At 69.5% G+C, this 15974-nt stretch carries 19 protein-coding genes and 1 pseudogene; 10 read left to right on the top strand and 10 right to left on the bottom strand.

The features are described from left to right. Nucleotides 1-6 precede the first annotated feature (6 nt). The 7 genes and pseudogenes from ANAE109_RS16865 to ANAE109_RS24300 form a co-directional block, all read right to left on the bottom strand. On the bottom strand, nt 7-264 hold the full coding sequence (locus tag ANAE109_RS16865) for a hypothetical protein (RefSeq protein WP_041448447.1): 258 nt from the start codon (nt 262-264) through the stop codon (nt 7-9). Nucleotides 265-291: 27 nt separating this feature from the next. Further along, nucleotides 292-951 (bottom strand): IS21-like element helper ATPase IstB, encoded by a 660-nt coding sequence (gene istB, locus ANAE109_RS16860; protein WP_012098096.1) that lies wholly within the window; start codon nt 949-951, stop codon nt 292-294. 27 nt (nt 952-978) lie between these two features. Then, on the bottom strand, nt 979-1398 hold the full coding sequence (locus tag ANAE109_RS16855) for a VOC family protein (RefSeq protein WP_012098095.1): 420 nt from the start codon (nt 1396-1398) through the stop codon (nt 979-981). Between the two features lie 23 nt (nt 1399-1421). Then, nucleotides 1422-1844 (bottom strand): DUF4437 domain-containing protein, encoded by a 423-nt coding sequence (locus ANAE109_RS16850; protein WP_049768615.1) that lies wholly within the window; start codon nt 1842-1844, stop codon nt 1422-1424. Between the two features lie 16 nt (nt 1845-1860). Then, nucleotides 1861-2298 (bottom strand): DUF4437 domain-containing protein, encoded by a 438-nt coding sequence (locus ANAE109_RS16845; RefSeq protein WP_012098093.1) that lies wholly within the window; start codon nt 2296-2298, stop codon nt 1861-1863. Nucleotides 2299-2381: 83 nt separating this feature from the next. Then, entirely contained in the window at nt 2382-3341 is a 960-nt protein-coding gene (locus ANAE109_RS16840) for an AraC family transcriptional regulator (protein ID WP_158305906.1), read from the bottom strand. Between the two features lie 87 nt (nt 3342-3428). After that, nucleotides 3429-3812 (bottom strand): annotated as a pseudogene (locus ANAE109_RS24300) (IS4 family transposase); the annotation flags it as partial. Between the two features lie 418 nt (nt 3813-4230). Here ANAE109_RS24300 and ANAE109_RS23640 point away from each other — a divergent pair. Then, the gene (locus ANAE109_RS23640) at nt 4231-5013 is read left to right on the top strand and encodes a transposase (RefSeq protein WP_012098090.1); all 783 of its coding nucleotides are present in this window, start codon (nt 4231-4233) and stop codon (nt 5011-5013) included. A 194-nt stretch (nt 5014-5207) separates the two neighbouring features. Here ANAE109_RS23640 and ANAE109_RS16830 read toward each other — a convergent pair whose 3' ends face one another. Next, nucleotides 5208-5531, bottom strand: coding sequence for a hypothetical protein (locus ANAE109_RS16830; protein WP_012098089.1), 324 nt, complete (start codon nt 5529-5531; stop codon nt 5208-5210). A gap of 743 nt (nt 5532-6274) precedes the next feature. On the opposite strand from ANAE109_RS16830, the gene ANAE109_RS16820 reads away from it, so the two are divergent. From ANAE109_RS16820 to ANAE109_RS16810, 3 genes are all read left to right on the top strand, one after another. Further along, on the top strand, nt 6275-7033 hold the full coding sequence (locus ANAE109_RS16820; protein WP_012098088.1) for a hypothetical protein: 759 nt from the start codon (nt 6275-6277) through the stop codon (nt 7031-7033). A gap of 17 nt (nt 7034-7050) precedes the next feature. Further along, nucleotides 7051-7263, top strand: a complete 213-nt coding sequence (locus tag ANAE109_RS16815) for a helix-turn-helix transcriptional regulator (RefSeq protein ID WP_234945167.1) — start codon at nt 7051-7053, stop codon at nt 7261-7263. 319 nt (nt 7264-7582) lie between these two features. Continuing rightward, the gene (locus ANAE109_RS16810) at nt 7583-8362 is read left to right on the top strand and encodes an SDR family NAD(P)-dependent oxidoreductase (protein ID WP_049768739.1); all 780 of its coding nucleotides are present in this window, start codon (nt 7583-7585) and stop codon (nt 8360-8362) included. Nucleotides 8363-8826: 464 nt separating this feature from the next. On the opposite strand, the gene ANAE109_RS16805 is transcribed toward ANAE109_RS16810, so the two are convergent. Then, nucleotides 8827-9201, bottom strand: coding sequence for a response regulator (locus ANAE109_RS16805; protein WP_012098086.1), 375 nt, complete (start codon nt 9199-9201; stop codon nt 8827-8829). Between the two features lie 466 nt (nt 9202-9667). On the opposite strand from ANAE109_RS16805, the gene ANAE109_RS16800 reads away from it, so the two are divergent. The 6 genes from ANAE109_RS16800 (at nt 9668) to ANAE109_RS25865 (ending at nt 15179) form a co-directional block, all read left to right on the top strand. Next, nucleotides 9668-10111: an SgcJ/EcaC family oxidoreductase gene (locus ANAE109_RS16800; protein ID WP_012098085.1), complete on the top strand. Its 444-nt coding sequence runs from the start codon at nt 9668-9670 to the stop codon at nt 10109-10111. Between the two features lie 305 nt (nt 10112-10416). Further along, the gene (locus ANAE109_RS16795) at nt 10417-11031 is read left to right on the top strand and encodes an NAD(P)H-dependent oxidoreductase (RefSeq protein WP_012098084.1); all 615 of its coding nucleotides are present in this window, start codon (nt 10417-10419) and stop codon (nt 11029-11031) included. 446 nt (nt 11032-11477) lie between these two features. Beyond that, nucleotides 11478-11687 (top strand): hypothetical protein, encoded by a 210-nt coding sequence (locus ANAE109_RS25365; RefSeq protein WP_012098083.1) that lies wholly within the window; start codon nt 11478-11480, stop codon nt 11685-11687. Between the two features lie 69 nt (nt 11688-11756). Continuing rightward, nucleotides 11757-13766, top strand: a complete 2010-nt coding sequence (locus ANAE109_RS25870; RefSeq protein WP_012098082.1) for an SEC-C metal-binding domain-containing protein — start codon at nt 11757-11759, stop codon at nt 13764-13766. Nucleotides 13767-14283: 517 nt separating this feature from the next. After that, complete coding sequence (locus ANAE109_RS16775; RefSeq protein ID WP_012098081.1) at nt 14284-14712, top strand: ester cyclase; 429 nt, start codon at nt 14284-14286, stop codon at nt 14710-14712. Nucleotides 14713-14858: 146 nt separating this feature from the next. Then, nucleotides 14859-15179 carry a DUF5996 family protein gene (locus tag ANAE109_RS25865; protein WP_369729633.1) on the top strand — a complete coding sequence of 107 codons (321 nt, stop codon included), beginning with the start codon at nt 14859-14861 and terminating at the stop codon, nt 15177-15179. Here ANAE109_RS25865 and ANAE109_RS25860 read toward each other — a convergent pair. Then, a complete protein-coding gene (locus tag ANAE109_RS25860; RefSeq protein WP_234945305.1) occupies nt 15132-15464 on the bottom strand; it encodes an NADPH-dependent FMN reductase in 333 nt (110 codons plus the stop codon). The two genes, ANAE109_RS25865 and ANAE109_RS25860, sit on opposite strands and share 48 nt — an antisense overlap. Nucleotides 15465-15974 lie beyond the last annotated feature (510 nt).

Genomic DNA, 15974 nt, shown 5'->3' with positions numbered 1-15974 from the left:
CCCCGGCTAGTAGACGACGCGGACCCCGCTCGCGCGGAGCAGCTGCTCATCGGCGTCGCACGTCGCTCCCCCCGTAATCACGACGATGCGCTCGGCGAAGACGGGATCGATCGCCCCCGCCGCCTGGACGGCGTCCGCCGCGTCCTCGCGGCCGCGCCCGAACTCGCCCTCGCGCAGAGCACGATGCCGGGGCAGCAGCTCCTGACGTTCGCAAAGTGCGGATTCCGGCCAAGCCGATCGCCCGTTCCGGAGGAAGGCGATCACCCGGAGGCGTGACGCCGCTGGGTGGGTCTACTTCGCCGGCTTCTGGCCCTTGGTCAAGTCGCCCTTCATCTTCCTGATGGACTCGCCGGCGAGCTTCACGCGTTGGGCGTTGTGGACGAGCCGGTCGCAGACCGCGTCGGCGATGGTCTCGTCGCCGATGGCGAAGTGCCACTCCTTGGGCTCGAGCTGGCTCGTCACGATGGTTGAGGAGACGCCGTACCGGTCCTCGAGCACCTCGAGGAGATCCTTGCGCTGCGCGGCGTTCAGCACCTCGAGGCCGAAGTCGTCGAGGATGAGCACGTCCGTCTTCGCGAGGCGTCGTAGCAGGTTGAAGTGGCTGCCGTCGGCGCGCGCCTGGACGAGCTCGTCGAGCAGCCGCGAGGTTCTGCGGTAGATGACGGTGTAGCCCTCGCGGCAGGCCCTCTGGCCGAGCGCGCACGCGAGGTAGCTCTTGCCGACACCGGTGTGCCCGGTGAAGACGACGTTCTGGTGCGCGGTCACCCATCGGCAGAATGCGAGGTCGAGCATGACGGCCTTCGCGAGGCCGCGCGGGTGCTGGTAGTCGATGTCTTCGACGCTCGCCTCCTGCCGAAAGCGCGCGTTCCGCAGCCGCGCCGTAAGCCGCTTCTTCTCGCGCTCCTCCCACTCCGCGTCGGCCAGTAGGCCGACGAGATCGAGCGGCGTCATCTGCCGCGGTCTGCACACGCGCCTGGCTCACGCCTTGTGCATCCAAGGCGCATAGGAGACGCCGACGATTGCCCCTTCGATCGTCAGGAGGCGCGCGACGGTCTGGCCCCAGGGTTCCGTGCGCGGCCCGTGGAGCAGCTCGTAGCCCCTTGCCCTCAGCTCCTCGGCGGCCGCCGCGACGCTCTCCAAGTCTTCGACTTCGAATTCGATGCAGGCCTGCGGTATCGGCAGCTCAGCCGGCCAGACCGGATTTCCGAAGCAGGCCTGCGCGGCTTGTGCGAGGGGCCAAACCCCGAAATGCTTCGAACCGGCGATGTCCTCGCTGAAATAGTATTCGTCGCCTTCGTGCCGCTTCAGAGGCAGCCCCAGCGTGTCCACGAAGAGCTTGCGGCTCTCCGCAGGATCGGGACTGACGATGGCGATGCTCGAAACGAACTGAATCTTCATGGGCTCTCCTGTGCACAGCCCGCTCACTTCGTCGCGGAGGGCCAGATCACGTCGGAGCGGGCGTATTGGAATGTGAACAGCACGCAGGGCTCCTTGCTGATACAGCGGTCGATGTGCATCTCGGCGCCCGCCTGGCGGACATAGGAGCCCGGGAGGAGGGGCGTGTCGCCGCCCCTGCCCTGGGCGTCGATATGCACCCACGTCCCCGAGATCAGCACGCCGTGATAGTCGCCGCTGTGGGCGTGCAGGCGCGAGTCGAAGCCGGGCGGCATCGTCACCAGCTCGCCGACGCCGCCGTCTCTGTCGCGGTCGCCCCAGAGCACGGTGTAGCGCAGGGGAACGTCCGGCGATTGCCGCGTCCAGGCGTGTTCGACGGCCGGGCGGATGATGTTGCGCGGCTCTGGCTCGCCGGCGGCGGGCGCGGCCAGGGCGAGCGTCAGGGCCACGCCCGCGATTAGGCGTTCACTTCGGGAAATGGGTGACATAGGGGTCCCTGTTGAACAGGAAGATCGTGCAGGGGATCTTGGAAACGCAGGCGTCCTGGTGCCACTGGTCCTTGATCTGGGTCCAATGGGCGCCGGGCTTCAGTACCACCCCCTTGCCCTCGCCGGTGGAGGGCACCCAGTGACGCCACTCGCCCTCGATGACGACCGCCCAATAGTCGGCCGTGTGGTTGTGGAGACCTGAATCGAAGCCCCCCGGCGTGCGAAGCAGCGTGCCGCCTTCGCCTTTGGCCCGGTCGCCCCACAGGGGCGCGAGTTGGACCGGCAGGTCGGGCGCTTCCTTGTACCAGGGCAGCTTGTCGGCCGGCACGTAGCGGTTGCCCGCCAGGGGCTCGGCGGCGAGGCAAGGCGACAGAACAAGCGTGGTGGCGGCAACGAGCAGTGTCTTTGCAGACATGAGGACACCTTCCGGAGGCGTTCGCGCGAAATATGCCACCGGGGCTCGGCCTGGACGAATTGCAGCCGTTGCGGGACGAACGGTCAGGGCGGCAGCATCCACGCGGCGACGGGCGGCAGGCCCATGGCACGCTTAAAGGCCCGGCTGAACCCCGCGTCGGAATCATAGCCCACCTGCGCAGCCGCCTCGGCGACGGTCATCGAGCCGCTGCGCAGCCATGTCGCCGCGAGCCGCATCCGCCACTGCAGTAGGTAGCGCGCGGGAGAGACGTTCAACAGCTGGACGAACCGCTGGGCGAAGCTGGAGCGCGACATCCCGGCCGCGGCCGCCAGGGTCTCCACTGTCCAGGGGTGGCCTGGGTTCCGATGGATGCGGGCGAGCGCCAGGCCTATCTGCGGATCGCGCACGCCTGCGAGCCAGCCGGATACGTTGGAGTCGCCCTGGCCCTCGATCCAGCTCCGGATAATCGAGGTCATCACGATGTCGGCGAGCCGCGCCATGATCGTGACGGAGCCAATTCGCCGCTCCATGACCTCGCCAGCCATCATTTCGAGCAATTGGGACAGCATCGGGTCGCGCGTCTCGGCGCGGCGGACAAGGAGGACCGGCGGCAACATCTCGAGCAGCGGGTTCGCCGTGGGACCATCAAAGGCGATGGTGCAGCAGACGATCAGTGACCGCGGGCCGCCGCCGCCATGGGCGATCCGGTAGCTGGCGTTGCCGATCAGGTGCGGCGCAACCTCAGCCAGCGGCAGCGGTCGGCGGCCCGGGCGGTCAGCCATGACGTGGGCGGTGCCATGCGGCAGGAGGACGACATCACCGGCGTCGAGCCGGATCGGCTCGCGGGCAGCGCTCAGGATCCAGCAACCTCCCTCGACAACGAAGTGGAAGCGCACCCCTTCCTTGAAAGGAATCTCGATCCCGAACGGCGCCGTGAGCTCGCTCCGACCATACGAGGCTTGGGCCAGGCGCAAGTCCTGCAACACCTCGCTCAGCAGGTCCGCGGGGGAGGCCGGCGGACACAGCGTGCGGTCGCCCAGCAAGTGGTTTCGCGCATCATCCGGCACAGGGTCACCTTAACGGTCACACGCCCGCGGGAGCTATCCCGTGTGGGCTCTGAGCCATCCCATTCAGATGAGCCCGAACACCTCGCGGAACACCTGCTCGCGAAGGAGTTCGCCGAACTTGGCCACGAGGGGCTCGAGCATGTCGAGCTTCATCTTTGGAGGGGCGCCGTAGTGCATGAGACCCTGTTGAGCAGCAGGATGATTCGCGGCTTGACCGTATTGGCCTTGAGGTAGCGGTCGATACCAATCGCCTCGCCTGACGCACCGAGGATCGTGTGCAGCGCGATGGCGATGGCGCTGATGAGCAGCTCGCGGTCGCGACGGCCGGGGTCGCCGATCCGCGTCGCCGAGAGCCCATGCCGAAGCGGAGGTTCTTCTGATCGCGGAAGCTCTCCTCGATGGTGACCTCCGGCCGTAGAGCGCGACGATCTCTGAGGCGGGCTCGTCGTATGATCTTGGAGGGCGTGCAGCGAGTGGATCACTACGAGGCCGAACGGTGAACTCGACTTCGGACGAAACCGGACGGCTGAGAAGCAGTTCAGCACCTTGAAGAAGCGCGCCGTGGCTCTAAACGACCGATCGTGATTCGCGATCAGCGGCAGGGCCGCGAATCGCAGGGAGAAAGTTGAAAGGGAAGGTCACCCCATCGATCGTTGCGGTTGCGAGGCCACAAACGATCCCGGAGGGAACCTTCCCGTGCACAACATACCTCGGCTCGATCGGGCGGCGCGACGCCGCCTGATCCGCCGCGCCAAGAAGGCCAAGGACCCGCACACCGCACTCCGCTTCCTCATGCGCCAAGCTCGGACAGGGACTCTCGAGGCAGCAGGTCGCTCGCGACCTCGCCTGCGTCCCATCCACCGTCGTGAAGGCAGCGAGGCGGTTCGCTGAGTTCGGCGAGGCGGGCCTCGTCGACCAGCGCGCTTTCAACGGCGCCCGCAAGGTGGATGCCCGCTTCGTCAAGGAGGAGCTCGAGCGCGTGCTGCTCTCGGTTCCGACCGAGTTCGGCTGGCAGCGCACCACCTGGACGCGCGAGCTGCTCGGCCGCGAGTTGGAGCGGCACCGCCTCCCTCGCGTGGCCGCCTGCACGATGGGCCGGGCACTCTGCGCGATCGGCGCTCGGCTCGGGATGCCGAAGCCGACCGTCGCCTGTCCCTGGGATTCCGCGCGCAGGAAGCGTGTCCTCGCGCGCCTGCGTCGACTCGCTCGGACCGCGACCGCCGCCGAGCCCGTCTTCTTCGAGGACGAGATGGACGTCCATCTCAACCCGAAGATCGGGCGGGACTGGATGCCGAGGGGGCACCGCCGCTACGTGCTCACGCCCGGCCAGAACAAGAAGCGCTTCGTCGCCGGGGCGTTGAACGCGACGACCGGGAAGGTCGCGTGGGTGGACGCGCCGTCCAAGGCGAGCGAGCTCTTCCACAAGCTCGTCTGGAAGCTTCTCGGCGAGTACCGTCGGGTGGGCTCTCCGAGCCTGACGTCCTCGCGAACCACCGGAAGATCGCTGACGCGTGGTGGAACCTGTACTTCGACACGGAGCCCTTCCGCGGCGCGATTCACCACTCGGGCACGCTGCTCCGTGACGCGGATGGCGGGCTGGAGATCATCACGGCGACACCGAAGCGACTGGGAGACCGGCTCGTTCTGAGCGCCGCAGATCATGGCAGCTACGTCCCGATCGTCGGCCTCGTTGCAGGAAGGGTGCGGGACTACGACAGCTTCGACGCACTCGTATCCAAAGGGAGTGCGCGTGCTGCGCGACGGCGACACCGAATTCGATCAGTGGCGTGCCGGGTAGCTTCGCGTCGCCTGTGGCGCGAGCCGTATCGCCACTCCGCCGGCTCACGGATGCAATTCCGCTCCCGATGCGTCCTCCCAGATGGACAAGCCAGTGACGACGGACAGGGCGTCACTGAGCCGACGTTCTACGAGGGAGGGGAACTCCGCCTTCGCGAAGCCCAGCGCCGGCAGGCCCGCCATCACTCGGCCGTAGGCCTCCTCCACCGCGGCTCCGGAGTTCAGCGCGACGACCCGTTCCCGGGTGATCAAGAGGGCGGGCAGGTGGAAGTGCTGGGCGACGGCGCGCGGGTCGAGCGCTTCAAAGGCCTCGGTGTAGTGGCGGAATGTCTCGACGGCGGTCGCGCCTGGTTTCTGTTCGTTCACCATGCACCCCTCGGCCCTGGTCGTACGCACCGTGCGAGCGCCGAAGCGACGAGGATCCAAGACGCAGCCATCGCCGGCTGGCGCAGCCAGGTCAGGTTCATCCAGCGCCTGCCACGGCGCGCGACCTCTTCGGCCGGGAGCGTCCCGTCGGACTTGCTCAGCCGGATGATCTCGGGCGCGAAGTATGCTCCGGTCGAGATCCACGTCGCCGCGTAGCAACCCGCAGCGACTCGAAGCAGCCTGCGGCGGGTCGCATCATGCCGGTTGAGTGCGATGGCGGCGCCCAGCGCGACCGCGGCGCCCGCCTGGAGAGGAACCCACAACTTCGCCGGGCGGCCGTTGCCGACCTCGGCCAACGACTCCGGGGGAGCCGAGAACCACCTCGGGAAGACGAACAACGACTGGTCCATACCTGCGCCGACCGCCGTACCAGCAGCACGTTCGACGCCGCGAGGGCGAGATCCGGACCGACCATTCCTGACTCTCCTTTCCAGACGACAGGAAGTCGTCTTGGTGGTCCCTCCGTGACGGCGCATTACGTGATCGGGAGCGGTCGTTGCGCGAGGAGGTGCACCGACGGCCGCTCGTTCCCTCCGGTAACCCCTGAACGCTCCGCCGGGGGCGGTCCCGGCCGAGCAGGCCCCTTGTCAGGCCCGGCGCTGACGTGAAGGGACACGCACGGTCCGCTACATCGTCCGCACACGAGGCGGGCCGTCAGTAGCGGTGGTCGCCGGGAGAGGTGCGCCATGCGCTACACGATCGACTCGAGCGAGATGGAGCTGTCGTGGAGCCACGGAGAGGCAGGCGCGGGAGCGCGCGTTCGGGAGTTCTGGGCGTCCGGTGTTCACCCACAGTTCCGGAGCGCCGCGCACGTCCTGGAACTCGATGGCGTCGCGCTCGTGCGGGGGCGGCACGACGCGATCCGGGACCTCGTCGTGCGCGGCGAGGACGAGGCTCCGCAGGTCGTCTACCATCTCGGGCTGAGAGGTCACCCGACCGCGCAGGTGGAAGGCACCGACGGGTTCCTGTCGCATCGACCTCACGCGAGCGATCTCGCGTTCAGCCCCTCGACGCGCACGATCTTCATCGTGGACCGAAACGCATCGAACGAAGCATTCGAGGTCAACTTCACGCTGCAGGCGCTGGAGCGCTGGGCGGGCCGGTACCCCGATCTGCTCGGACCCTTGGAGGAGCGGGTCGGCCGCGGCGTACCCTTCCGCGATCACAGGGTGACCGCCACGCCGACACACGAGGTCATCGCGCTGGTCGAATCGACCATGGACAGCAGCCGTTACGGGTCGCTCCGCGCTTGCTTCGTCGAGGCTCGAATCGTCGAGCTGCTGGTGCGGCACCTGGGCGCGCCAGCGAGTGACCGCGCGCCACCGAGCGGGGGCCCGACGTCGATCGCGTGTCGGAGGCGCGGGACCGGCTCCTCGCCCGGCTGCACGACCCGCCGTCGATCCCGGCACTCGCGCGCGCGGTCGGGACGAACGCCTTTCGCCTGAAGCGCGACTTCAAGGCGGTGTTCGGCGAGGGGGTCGGCGCCTTCGTCCTCGGGCGGCGCCTCGAGGTCGCGCGAGCGTTGCTCCTCGATTCCGACAAGCCGATCAAGGCGATCGCCGCCGATGTGGGCTACTCGCATGTGGCGCACTTCAGCGTGGCGTTCAAGCGTCGCTACGGAGTACCCCCGAGCGCCCTGCGCCCTCGTCGCCGCCGTCTGGCAGACGAGGAGTGAGCGCCCTACCGCCGGCCCGCTCGACGACCGCGACTCGCGAGACGGCGGGGAAACGGAGTTCGCAACGCAAGCTCCCGTTCGCGTAATGCGGGACTGCGACGGACGGGCAAGGTTCTGGTCTGGGCCCCGCGCCACCGAGGCGCGCGCGCCCTTTACCGTTGGAGGCGCATGGGATGCCCGCCTACGACCGTGCAGACGAACGCCGCCGCAACCACTTCCACGGTGGCGGCAGGCCAGGCAAGTTCGCCCAGCGCTGGAGGGGCTCGCCGTGACGCTGTCGCGTGAGCGTGCGCGCCTCCCCTTCGCGGGCAAGGTGGCGATGGTCGCGGGCGCGAGCCGTGGAATCGGCGCCGCCACGGCCCGCGCGTTCGCGGCAGCGGGGGCCGCGGTTGCGCTGGCCGCCCGGGACGGAGCAGCGCTCAATGGCGTGGTGGAGAGCATTCGCGCGGAGGGCGGCGACGCCATGGCCATCCCGACCGACGTGGGGGACGCCGGAGCTGTCGCTCACCTCGTCGCCGAGACGACCCGGGTGTTCGGGCGCCTCGACGCCGCGTTCAACAACGCGACGGACGGCCCTCCGCCCGCGCCGCTCGCAGACCTCGACCCGGACGACTTCGACCGCGGCATCCGCGCGGACGTACGCGGCACCTTTCTGGGCATGAAGTACGAGATACCGGCCATGTTGCGGTCGGGCGGCGGCGCCATCGTGAACATGGCCTCGCTGGCTGCCCTGTACGGGTTCACGGGGCTCGGCGCCTACGTGGCGGGTAAGTCCGGAATCATCGGCCTCACCCGCGTCGCTGCGCTCGACTATGCGGATCGAGGGATTCGCGTGAACGTCGTGGCGCCCGGGCCCATCCTGACTCATCACCTCGAGCGCGCCGGGGAGGAGGCGCAACGGCAAGCCGCTTCCGCCACGCCGATGGGGCGCATAGGGCGGGTCGAGGAAGTCGCCGCCGCCGTCCTGTGGCTCTGCTCCGAGCAGGCGTCGTTCATCACCGGCGTGACCCTCCCCATCGACGGCGGCCAGTCCGCTGGTCTGAAGCCCTCGCGCGTGTATCGGGCAGGAGAACCGATGGAGAAGAAGCAGGTGCCGTGACTGGCTCCATGCGCAGCCTCATGGAGTGTGCCCCGCCCGAGAGTAACCGCGCCGCGAAGCCCGTCGGTCGGCCTCGGGCGCGATGGTACCCATCCCGCGAAGCCTGACGAGGACGACCCGTGCGTGCGGAAGTGGGGCGCTCGGCGGACGAAACAGGCGACCGTGAGTGCCGAGCGCCACGGACGGCGCCAGGCGCTCGTCGGCGCTCTCGCCGCGCATGGGGCGGCGCCGGACGCGAGCGCGACCGAGTTTCTACCTGGTTTGATCGAGCGCGGAGCGACTTACGCGGCGCCGGCGCGCTGCACGCCCGCGGCGCCCCTCACGAGCCTCTCGACGGCCGCGGGCTCGAGCTCTGGATCACCAGAGGCCGATCGATGTCTCCAGCGCCAGCACCGGCCTGGTCGCGCCGTCTCGGGCGGTCTCCAGCGTGGCTCGCCCGAGCCGTTACCGCGGGGCGAATCAGCTCAGGCCGCGAGTGAGCTCGCCGCGCGGACCCCGGCGATGGCGCGGAGCAGATCGGCTGCGTCGTACGGCTTCGAGAGATAGCCGTCCGCGGGGAGTCCGTTCGGATCCGCCGACGACGCGACGAGGACGGGAACGCCCGCGAGCCTGGGATCGCGCAGCTGTTCGCGGCGGAACTCCCATCCCGACATCACCGGCATCTCCAGGTCGAGCACGATGAGGTCGGGCGTGCGCGCGCCGATGCGAGCGAGCGCCTCGCGCCCGTGCCTTGCGCCGACCGCATCGAACCCGGCGTGGGAGAGGAATTCGACGACGAGCTCTCGCCAGTCCTCGTCATCGTCGATCACCATCACCACGCCACCAGTCGGCTCGATCATGCCGGACCTCCCACGCTCAACCGATTGCCAGGCTATGCCGGACGGAATTGAGGTCGAGCTTTCGACCGGCCGGGAGGCCGGTTCTCGTGGGTTCGGCCAGAGTAGGGGGGCCCGACACGGTCACGCGGAGGCCCGACATCAACCCGGCCGCCCGAGAGGGCGCCCGGGCTGTTTTGGCAGAGGCTGTTCTCGGGGGCGCTCCGCGCTGAGTCAGAGACGACCGGCGCGACGTGGTGGAGCGCCGGGCGGTGGCTGTCGCCGGTAGCTGTTTGGCATGGAGAGTGGCCTGATCGCGTCATCCCTTCTCCAACCCCCCGCGTCAGACCACCGCGGCGCTCGGACCGGTTCGTTGGAAACTCTGCTTAAACCCCCTACGGCGTCCCGCATGCGCCTTGCGCACGCGAACGCTCACCGTCACGTCCGCTCAGCCACCTCGAGGTGGCGTGCTGAGAACGGAGGTCGACGCATGGAATCGACACAAGGCTTCGGGATGCAAGAGGAGAAGGCGGAGCCGGCGCTCGAGACCGCCTGGAAGAAGTTCACCGAAGCGTTCAACCGGTTCGACGCGAAGGAGGTGGCGTCATGCTGGGCGGAGGACGGGACCCTCATCACGCCCAGCGGGGAGGTCGGCAGGGGCCGGGCGGGCGTGGAGACCGCGTACCGCCACGACTGCGAGACCATCCTGAGCGGCACGAGATCCCGGTTCGACATCTCGTCCGTGCGGCGGCTGGGATCGGAGCTCGCGTTCCTGGACCTCGATCACGAGCTCCAGAACTTCAGGATGCCCGATGGCACCACCCAGACGATGAAACTCCACCTGGTGGTCCTCGCGAAGAGGAGCGGAAACGGCTGGCAATGGCTGGACGCGCGCCCCTACGCGTTCCTCCCGAAGCCGCCCTCGATCCACTGAGGCGAGCAACGGCGGTGCGCCTCGGAGCGAGGCGCCAAAGGCGCACCGCCGCCGCCCACGTGGCTCGAGGCGGCGCCGGACCGAGCGGATGCGCGGCGTCGCGACGGCGCATGCCTCGACGTTCACGAGGAGCACGCCCGGCCGGGATCTCGGGCGCCGATCTTGCCTTGCCTGGCAGAGTACTCGCCCTTGTTGACGGCCCGAGGGTGACCTGCAAGCTCGACTGCACCGCTCCGTTGGCACGACGGTCGCGCTTCTCGCGCGCGGCCTTCGGCGCGTGACCGCGCTTGCACCAAGGAGCAGGCATGAACGTCCTCGTCGTCCTCGGCCACCCGAAGCAGGGCAGCTTCAATCACGCGCTCGCGGATGCGGCCGTGGCGACGTTGCGGTCGGGCGGCCATGAGGTCGCGTTCCACGACCTGTACCAGGAGCGCTTCGACCCTGTGCTGCCGGCTGAGGAGATCCGGAGCGCGGACGGGCTCCCCCCGCTCGTCGCGGAGCACTGCCGCGCAGTCTCCGCGTGTGACGGCATCGTCATCGTGCATCCGAACTGGTGGGGGCAGCCGCCGGCGATCCTCAAAGGATGGGTGGACCGGGTGGTCCGCGGGGGCGTCGCGTATCGGTTCGACGAGGGAGACTCGGGCGAGGGCGTGCCCATCCCGCTTCTCCGCGCGCGCGCTGCGCTGGTCCTCAACACGACGGACACGCCGCTCGAGCGGGAGCACGCCGAGTTCGGCGACCCGCTCGACACGATCTGGAAGAACTGCATCCTTCGGTACTGCGGCGTCCGAACCGTGGTGCGAAGGACGTACGGAGTCGTCGTGACGAGCACGCCCGAGATGCGACGCCGCTGGCTCGACGACACGGTGGCCGAAGTGCGGGCGCTGTTCCCCGCCGATGCGCGCGCTCTGCGGCGCTGAGCGCGGTGGAGGCCGTTCTCCATCTTCACCAACGATCGCAGTTGCCCGGCAGCCGGCAAAATTCCCCCGACGTGCGCGGCTCGACGGGTGATCGGTGCAGAGCGTCGCCCGAAGGCGACGCTGTCGCCCCTCAGAGGGACTCCGACGTGCGGAGGCCGATGCGCGAGCTGCCGCGCCGCGTCGGACCAGATCGTGTCGAGGATTCTTCCGGCCGGAGCTCTCGCGGTGTCGGCCGTGGGCGCGTTCCGCGACGGCTCGTCGCGCCAGCGGCGCATCCCGTGCAGGATGACGACCTTGTCCCAGAACGTGCGACGGGCATCGACGGTCGTGACGTTCGCGGCCGCGAAGTCCGAGCCCGGCAGATCGTCCGCCACGTAGGGCCTCACGATGGCGGACGCATGCGGTTTAGGCCCTCGCCTGTCGGTCCAACCTGATATCCGCAGCGGATGGTCCACGTCTTCCGCCTGGGGCCGCTCGAGGTCGGCGGCCAAAATGCCTACGCCTACTGCGGCCTGGATGACGACGGCGCGCTGATCCCGCCGGAGATCACGCACACCGACGCGAAGGGCCTCGGCGCGCTCGCGAAGCGCCACGCCGGCCAGCCCATCCAGTGCGAGCCCGCGCTCGCCGAGGCGGCACGGCCGTTCGGCTTCTAGCCGGCGCCGCTCCCCGACGCGGCGCTCCTCCCGCGCGCGACGCTCGCGTACGGCCTCGCGCTCGGGCCGATGGCGGGCCGCCCGAAGCTGGACGTCCTCGTCCGGTTCCTGGAGGCGTGCGCGGCGTTCTGGAGCGCGCGCCCGTGGGAGCTCCTCGGGTCCGACGATCCGGTTCCGGTGGCGCTCACCGAGCGGGGCCGGACACGCAGGGCCGAGGCCTCGGTGATGGGCGCAGCCGGGCAGGAGTTCGGCGTCGCGCTCTACGACGAGCCGGGATCGATCCGTCGCGTCGCCGCGCTCGTGACCGTGGGCCGAATGAAGGAGACGCGAGGCGTCTCCGCGCTCGCCGTCACGTTCGACGAGGAGCCGGCGTGGGCAGCGACGGCGCTCGACGCCGCGTTCGGCCTTCCCCGCCTGCCGGTGCCGATCCGGGTGAGGAAGGGCAAGGGCGGCCCGACGACGACGGAGGAGCTGCTCGAGGCCGCGGCCCTTCTCGAAGCGGTGGCCGAGCTTTCCAGCCACGACGATGCGGAGCACGCCGAGGTGATCGTCGAGGCGGGCGGCCATGCGATCACTGCTCGCGTGGCCCTACCGGACGATGAGGGCGACGCGATCGAAGACGATCTCGCCGAGCCGATGCTCGTGCCCGAGCCCATCCCTGCCACCGGCCGGTCGAAGAGCCCGCGAAATGCGCCGTGCCCGTGTGGCTCGGGGAAGAAGTACAAGAAGTGCCATCTCGCGGAGGAGGAGGCGCGCGAGGCGGCCGCGCGCGGCACGGGGCTGGAGGCGGAAGAGGCCCGCGCCCACGCGCGGCGGCTCACCGAGCGCGACCCCATCCACGGGCTCGACGAGAGGATCACCGCCGACGCACTCGCGCTCGCGCGGCGGCGGTGGGGGCGCGAGTTCGATCCCGACGGAGCACTGTTGGCGATCGGCCTCGACTACCAGTCCACCCAGGCGCTCCTCGGCTGGTCGTCTGGACACTACCGGGGCCCGGACGACCGGACCGCGCTCGACCTCTACCTCGAGGAGCGCGGCCGTGCCCTGGACGCGGAGGGTCGCGCGCTCGTCGAGGCGCAGCGCAGGGCCTGGTTCAGCTACCACGAGGTCGTCTCGGCGGAACCGGGCCGAACGATCACGCTGCGCGATCTGCTCGCGGGCGGAGAGCGTACGGTCGAGGAGAAGAGCGCGTCGCGAACGGTCCGGCCGCGCGACGTGCTCCTCGCGCGAATCATCGATCTCGGAAGCCGCGCCATCCTCGCAGGCTGCTACTTGCGTCCCCTGCCACCGCGCGAGGGCGACGAGGCGCGGCGCCGCCTCCGGTCGGCGGTCCGGGTCCGCGCCGCGAAGGTGCCCGCGGACAAGCTCCGCGAGGCGACCGCCGGCGGGACGCTCTTCCGGATCTGGCTGGAGATCGTGGACGCGGCCGATGCCCGCCCACTGCCCAACCTTCAGAACACCGACGGCGCGGATCTCATCCTCACCGTCGATCGGTTTGACGTTGCCGCAGCGAAGGCGCACGAGGTCGTCGCCGCGCTCCTGGACCTTCCCGACGCACGGCGGGATGAGGGAGGGGTGGACGGGGCCATCACCGTCTCGTTCGTTCGGGAGGGGAACGCCAAGGGCGTGCTGCCGACGACGCTCATCGGTCGCGCCATCCTCGAAGGAAGCCTTCTCCGGCTCGAGACCAACTCGATGCAGCGGGCCGACCGGCTACGCCGGCTCGTCTCCGAGCGGCTCGGGGCGCTCGCGTCCTTCCGCATCCGCGAGCACGCCGATCCCGTTGCCCACCTCGCCGAAGGGGCGGGTCGGAGCGCGCGACCCGCGGCGCCCGAACCGATGCCGCCGGAGGTGCTCGAGGTCGTGAGGCGGATGCAGGCCGAGCACTACCGAAGCTGGCTCGACGAGGAGATCCCGGCCCTCGGCGGACTGACGCCGCGTGAGGCGGCGAAGCGGAAAGGGGCGCCGAGGAAGAGCCTCGAGCTGCTACTCGCCGAGCTCGAGCACGCCGAGGCGGGGCAGCCCGAGCAGCAGCGGTTCGACGTCTCCGTTCTGCGACGCGAGCTCGGGGTCCGGTAGCTCGGAGCCATCACGGATGGTGTAACGTCAACGGTGACGTCGGCCGGCGATTGGGGCCTATACGCGTCCGTTCGTGTTCACGCTAGGTGATGTCAGCGCTGACGTCAGCCTTGACCCTCATCGTCCGCGGCTTTCCGAGTCACACAATTCTACGGACACGAACGCGCGAATCCTGGCCACCAGCGCGTCGCCGCTCGCAGAGGGCGGGATGCGCTCCGGCTTCCGGTCCTGCTCGGCGTGTCTCCGGGTCGCCGGGCCGCGCGGGTCCGCGATGCGGCCCTCGACCACCAGCGTCCGGAGAGCGCGGAGCGCCCTCCGGAGCTTCCGCCGCCGGCGGCGGGCGCCGAAGAGGCCGGTGATGAGCAGACCGCGCGTCGGCTGGGCCGTGAGCCAGACGTCATCGCAGCCGCCCGCTCGGTGACAGGGCGTTGACGGCATTGGCGCCTCATACAAGGACGACTTGGAAGAACGGATGGCATGCGCCGGTCCCGGGCGTGGCGTTCTCGAGGAGGAGATCATGGCGGAAGACAACCTGCAGCGGATGAAGACGCTCGACGATGCCTGGAACAACCAGGACTGGGAGGTCTTCAGGAAGCGCCACTCGCCGGACACGCAGGTGTTCTGGCCCGGCCAGCCAGACCCCACGCGCGGTCGCGACGCACACCATGCGGAGTCGGAGGCCTTCTTCAAGTCGATCGAGAACCAGCTCGAGAACAATCCCTACAAGGTGATGTTCGCTTCGGGCGAGTGGACCTGCACGATCGCGAAGTGGAAGGGGAAGATGATCGGGCCGTGGAAGGATCTCAGCGGCGAGGTGCATCCCCCCACGGGCAAGTCGTTCGAGCTCGAGTTCTGCACGGTCGCGCGCTGGAAGAACGGCGAGATCGTGGAGGAGAAGCTCTTCTACGACCAGGTCAGCTTCCTGCGGCAGATCGGGTTGCTGTAGCGCGACGGCTCGCCGCGGGGTCGTTCGGCGGTAGATCGACCGCGCCGGCGGCGAGGGTCCATTGCAGATGCGCATCGCGACAGACTGGCCGGAGCTGCCGCTCGCGCCGTGGAACGCGACGCGCGACACGACCCACGTGCCTCGACATGGAATTCGACACGCCTCGTCCGCCGCGTGCTCACCGCGCGCTGCGACGACCGCTCGCGGTCGCGATGCCGCTCGAGCCGCGGACGGTGCGTGCGTTCTACGCGGAGTACCTGGCGCTCCTCCGGGACCTCGGGATCGAGGTTCGTCTGTGGCCCGTCCCGGTCGAGGTGCCGGATCCGATACCCCGACCGCGGACGAGGTCCACCGAGAGTAGTACGACGTCGCGGCCGCTCCGCAGTTTCTGGGAGGTCCTGCGTAGGAGCGACGCGGCGCTAACGAGTTCGTTGGAAAGCAGAGCCCGGCGCGTTGCAGAACGCTAGGACGCCTCGGAGGCTTTGCTGCGCGACGGCCGTGCCGATGGAGCCGATGGAGCCGCCGATGATCGCGCACGGCTTGCGCGTGAAGGAGTTCTGTCCCCACAGCCGGCTCGCCCAGTCGATGGCGTTCTTCAGGCCACCCGGCATCGAGCGGTTGTACTCCGGCGTGACGAAGAGGATCGCGTCGCTGTCGGCGATGGCCTTCTTGAAGGTGCGCGCGACCGGCGGGTAGTCGGCGTCGTAGTCATAGCTGTAGACCGCCAGGTCCTTGAACGGGATCTCCGTCAGCTCGAGGTCGGGCGGAGCGAGGCGCGCGAGCGCCCCCGCGAGCTGGCGGTTGATCGAGGCCTACGCGAGGCTGCCGATGAGATAGCCGACCTTGCATCCTCGTCGTCGTCGCGGGGAGGGTGAGCGTGGCGCATGCTGCACCTCGCGCAAGACGGCGCGCTTCGCTCGTTCGCCGAGGAGCTCCCGGCCCACCGCTGGTGAAGCAGGGGCTCGCCTCGGCTTGGAAACGAGGGCGAGGCGACCCACATTTTGCGCGCGGAGTTCCATTCCTGGGGGCACCATGCCAGCGCTTGCCACGGACGCGTGCCTCGCCTCGGACCTTGCAACGCTCGGCCCGGCAGCGAGGGCGCGACCGCCCGACCCACTCCGCGACGTCGCGGCGCACCTTGAGGTCCGAGGGCACGCACGTGCTGCCACTCGAGGAGGTGTCGAGCGGCCGCCCCGCATGCGTGGCCGACTCCTCCCCGAGGCCGGCGCGGCCGGAAGGCGGTGCGGTCGAGTAGCGCTCGG

Origin of the sequence: Anaeromyxobacter sp. Fw109-5 (assembly GCF_000017505.1) — a bacterium.
Classification (GTDB): Bacteria; Myxococcota; Myxococcia; order Myxococcales; family Anaeromyxobacteraceae; genus Anaeromyxobacter.
The sequence above is the reverse complement of the archived record's forward strand: the minus strand, read 5'-3'. Positions and strand labels throughout refer to the sequence as shown.

Coding starts and splice junctions, on each gene's coding strand:
- ANAE109_RS16820 (WP_012098088.1), top strand. CDS start 6,275: ATGCGCTACACGATCGACTCGAGCGAGATGGAGCTGTCGTGGAGCCAC.
- ANAE109_RS16855 (WP_012098095.1), bottom strand. CDS start 1,398: ATGAAGATTCAGTTCGTTTCGAGCATCGCCATCGTCAGTCCCGATCCT.
- ANAE109_RS16800 (WP_012098085.1), top strand. CDS start 9,668: ATGGAATCGACACAAGGCTTCGGGATGCAAGAGGAGAAGGCGGAGCCG.
- ANAE109_RS25365 (WP_012098083.1), top strand. CDS start 11,478: ATGGTCCACGTCTTCCGCCTGGGGCCGCTCGAGGTCGGCGGCCAAAAT.
- ANAE109_RS16845 (WP_012098093.1), bottom strand. CDS start 2,298: ATGTCTGCAAAGACACTGCTCGTTGCCGCCACCACGCTTGTTCTGTCG.
- ANAE109_RS25870 (WP_012098082.1), top strand. CDS start 11,757: ATGGCGGGCCGCCCGAAGCTGGACGTCCTCGTCCGGTTCCTGGAGGCG.
- ANAE109_RS16795 (WP_012098084.1), top strand. CDS start 10,417: ATGAACGTCCTCGTCGTCCTCGGCCACCCGAAGCAGGGCAGCTTCAAT.
- ANAE109_RS16775 (WP_012098081.1), top strand. CDS start 14,284: ATGGCGGAAGACAACCTGCAGCGGATGAAGACGCTCGACGATGCCTGG.
- ANAE109_RS16830 (WP_012098089.1), bottom strand. CDS start 5,531: ATGGTGAACGAACAGAAACCAGGCGCGACCGCCGTCGAGACATTCCGC.
- istB (WP_012098096.1), bottom strand. CDS start 951: ATGACGCCGCTCGATCTCGTCGGCCTACTGGCCGACGCGGAGTGGGAG.
- ANAE109_RS25865 (WP_369729633.1), top strand. CDS start 14,859: ATGGAATTCGACACGCCTCGTCCGCCGCGTGCTCACCGCGCGCTGCGA.
- ANAE109_RS16805 (WP_012098086.1), bottom strand. CDS start 9,201: ATGATCGAGCCGACTGGTGGCGTGGTGATGGTGATCGACGATGACGAG.
- ANAE109_RS16810 (WP_049768739.1), top strand. CDS start 7,583: ATGGTCGCGGGCGCGAGCCGTGGAATCGGCGCCGCCACGGCCCGCGCG.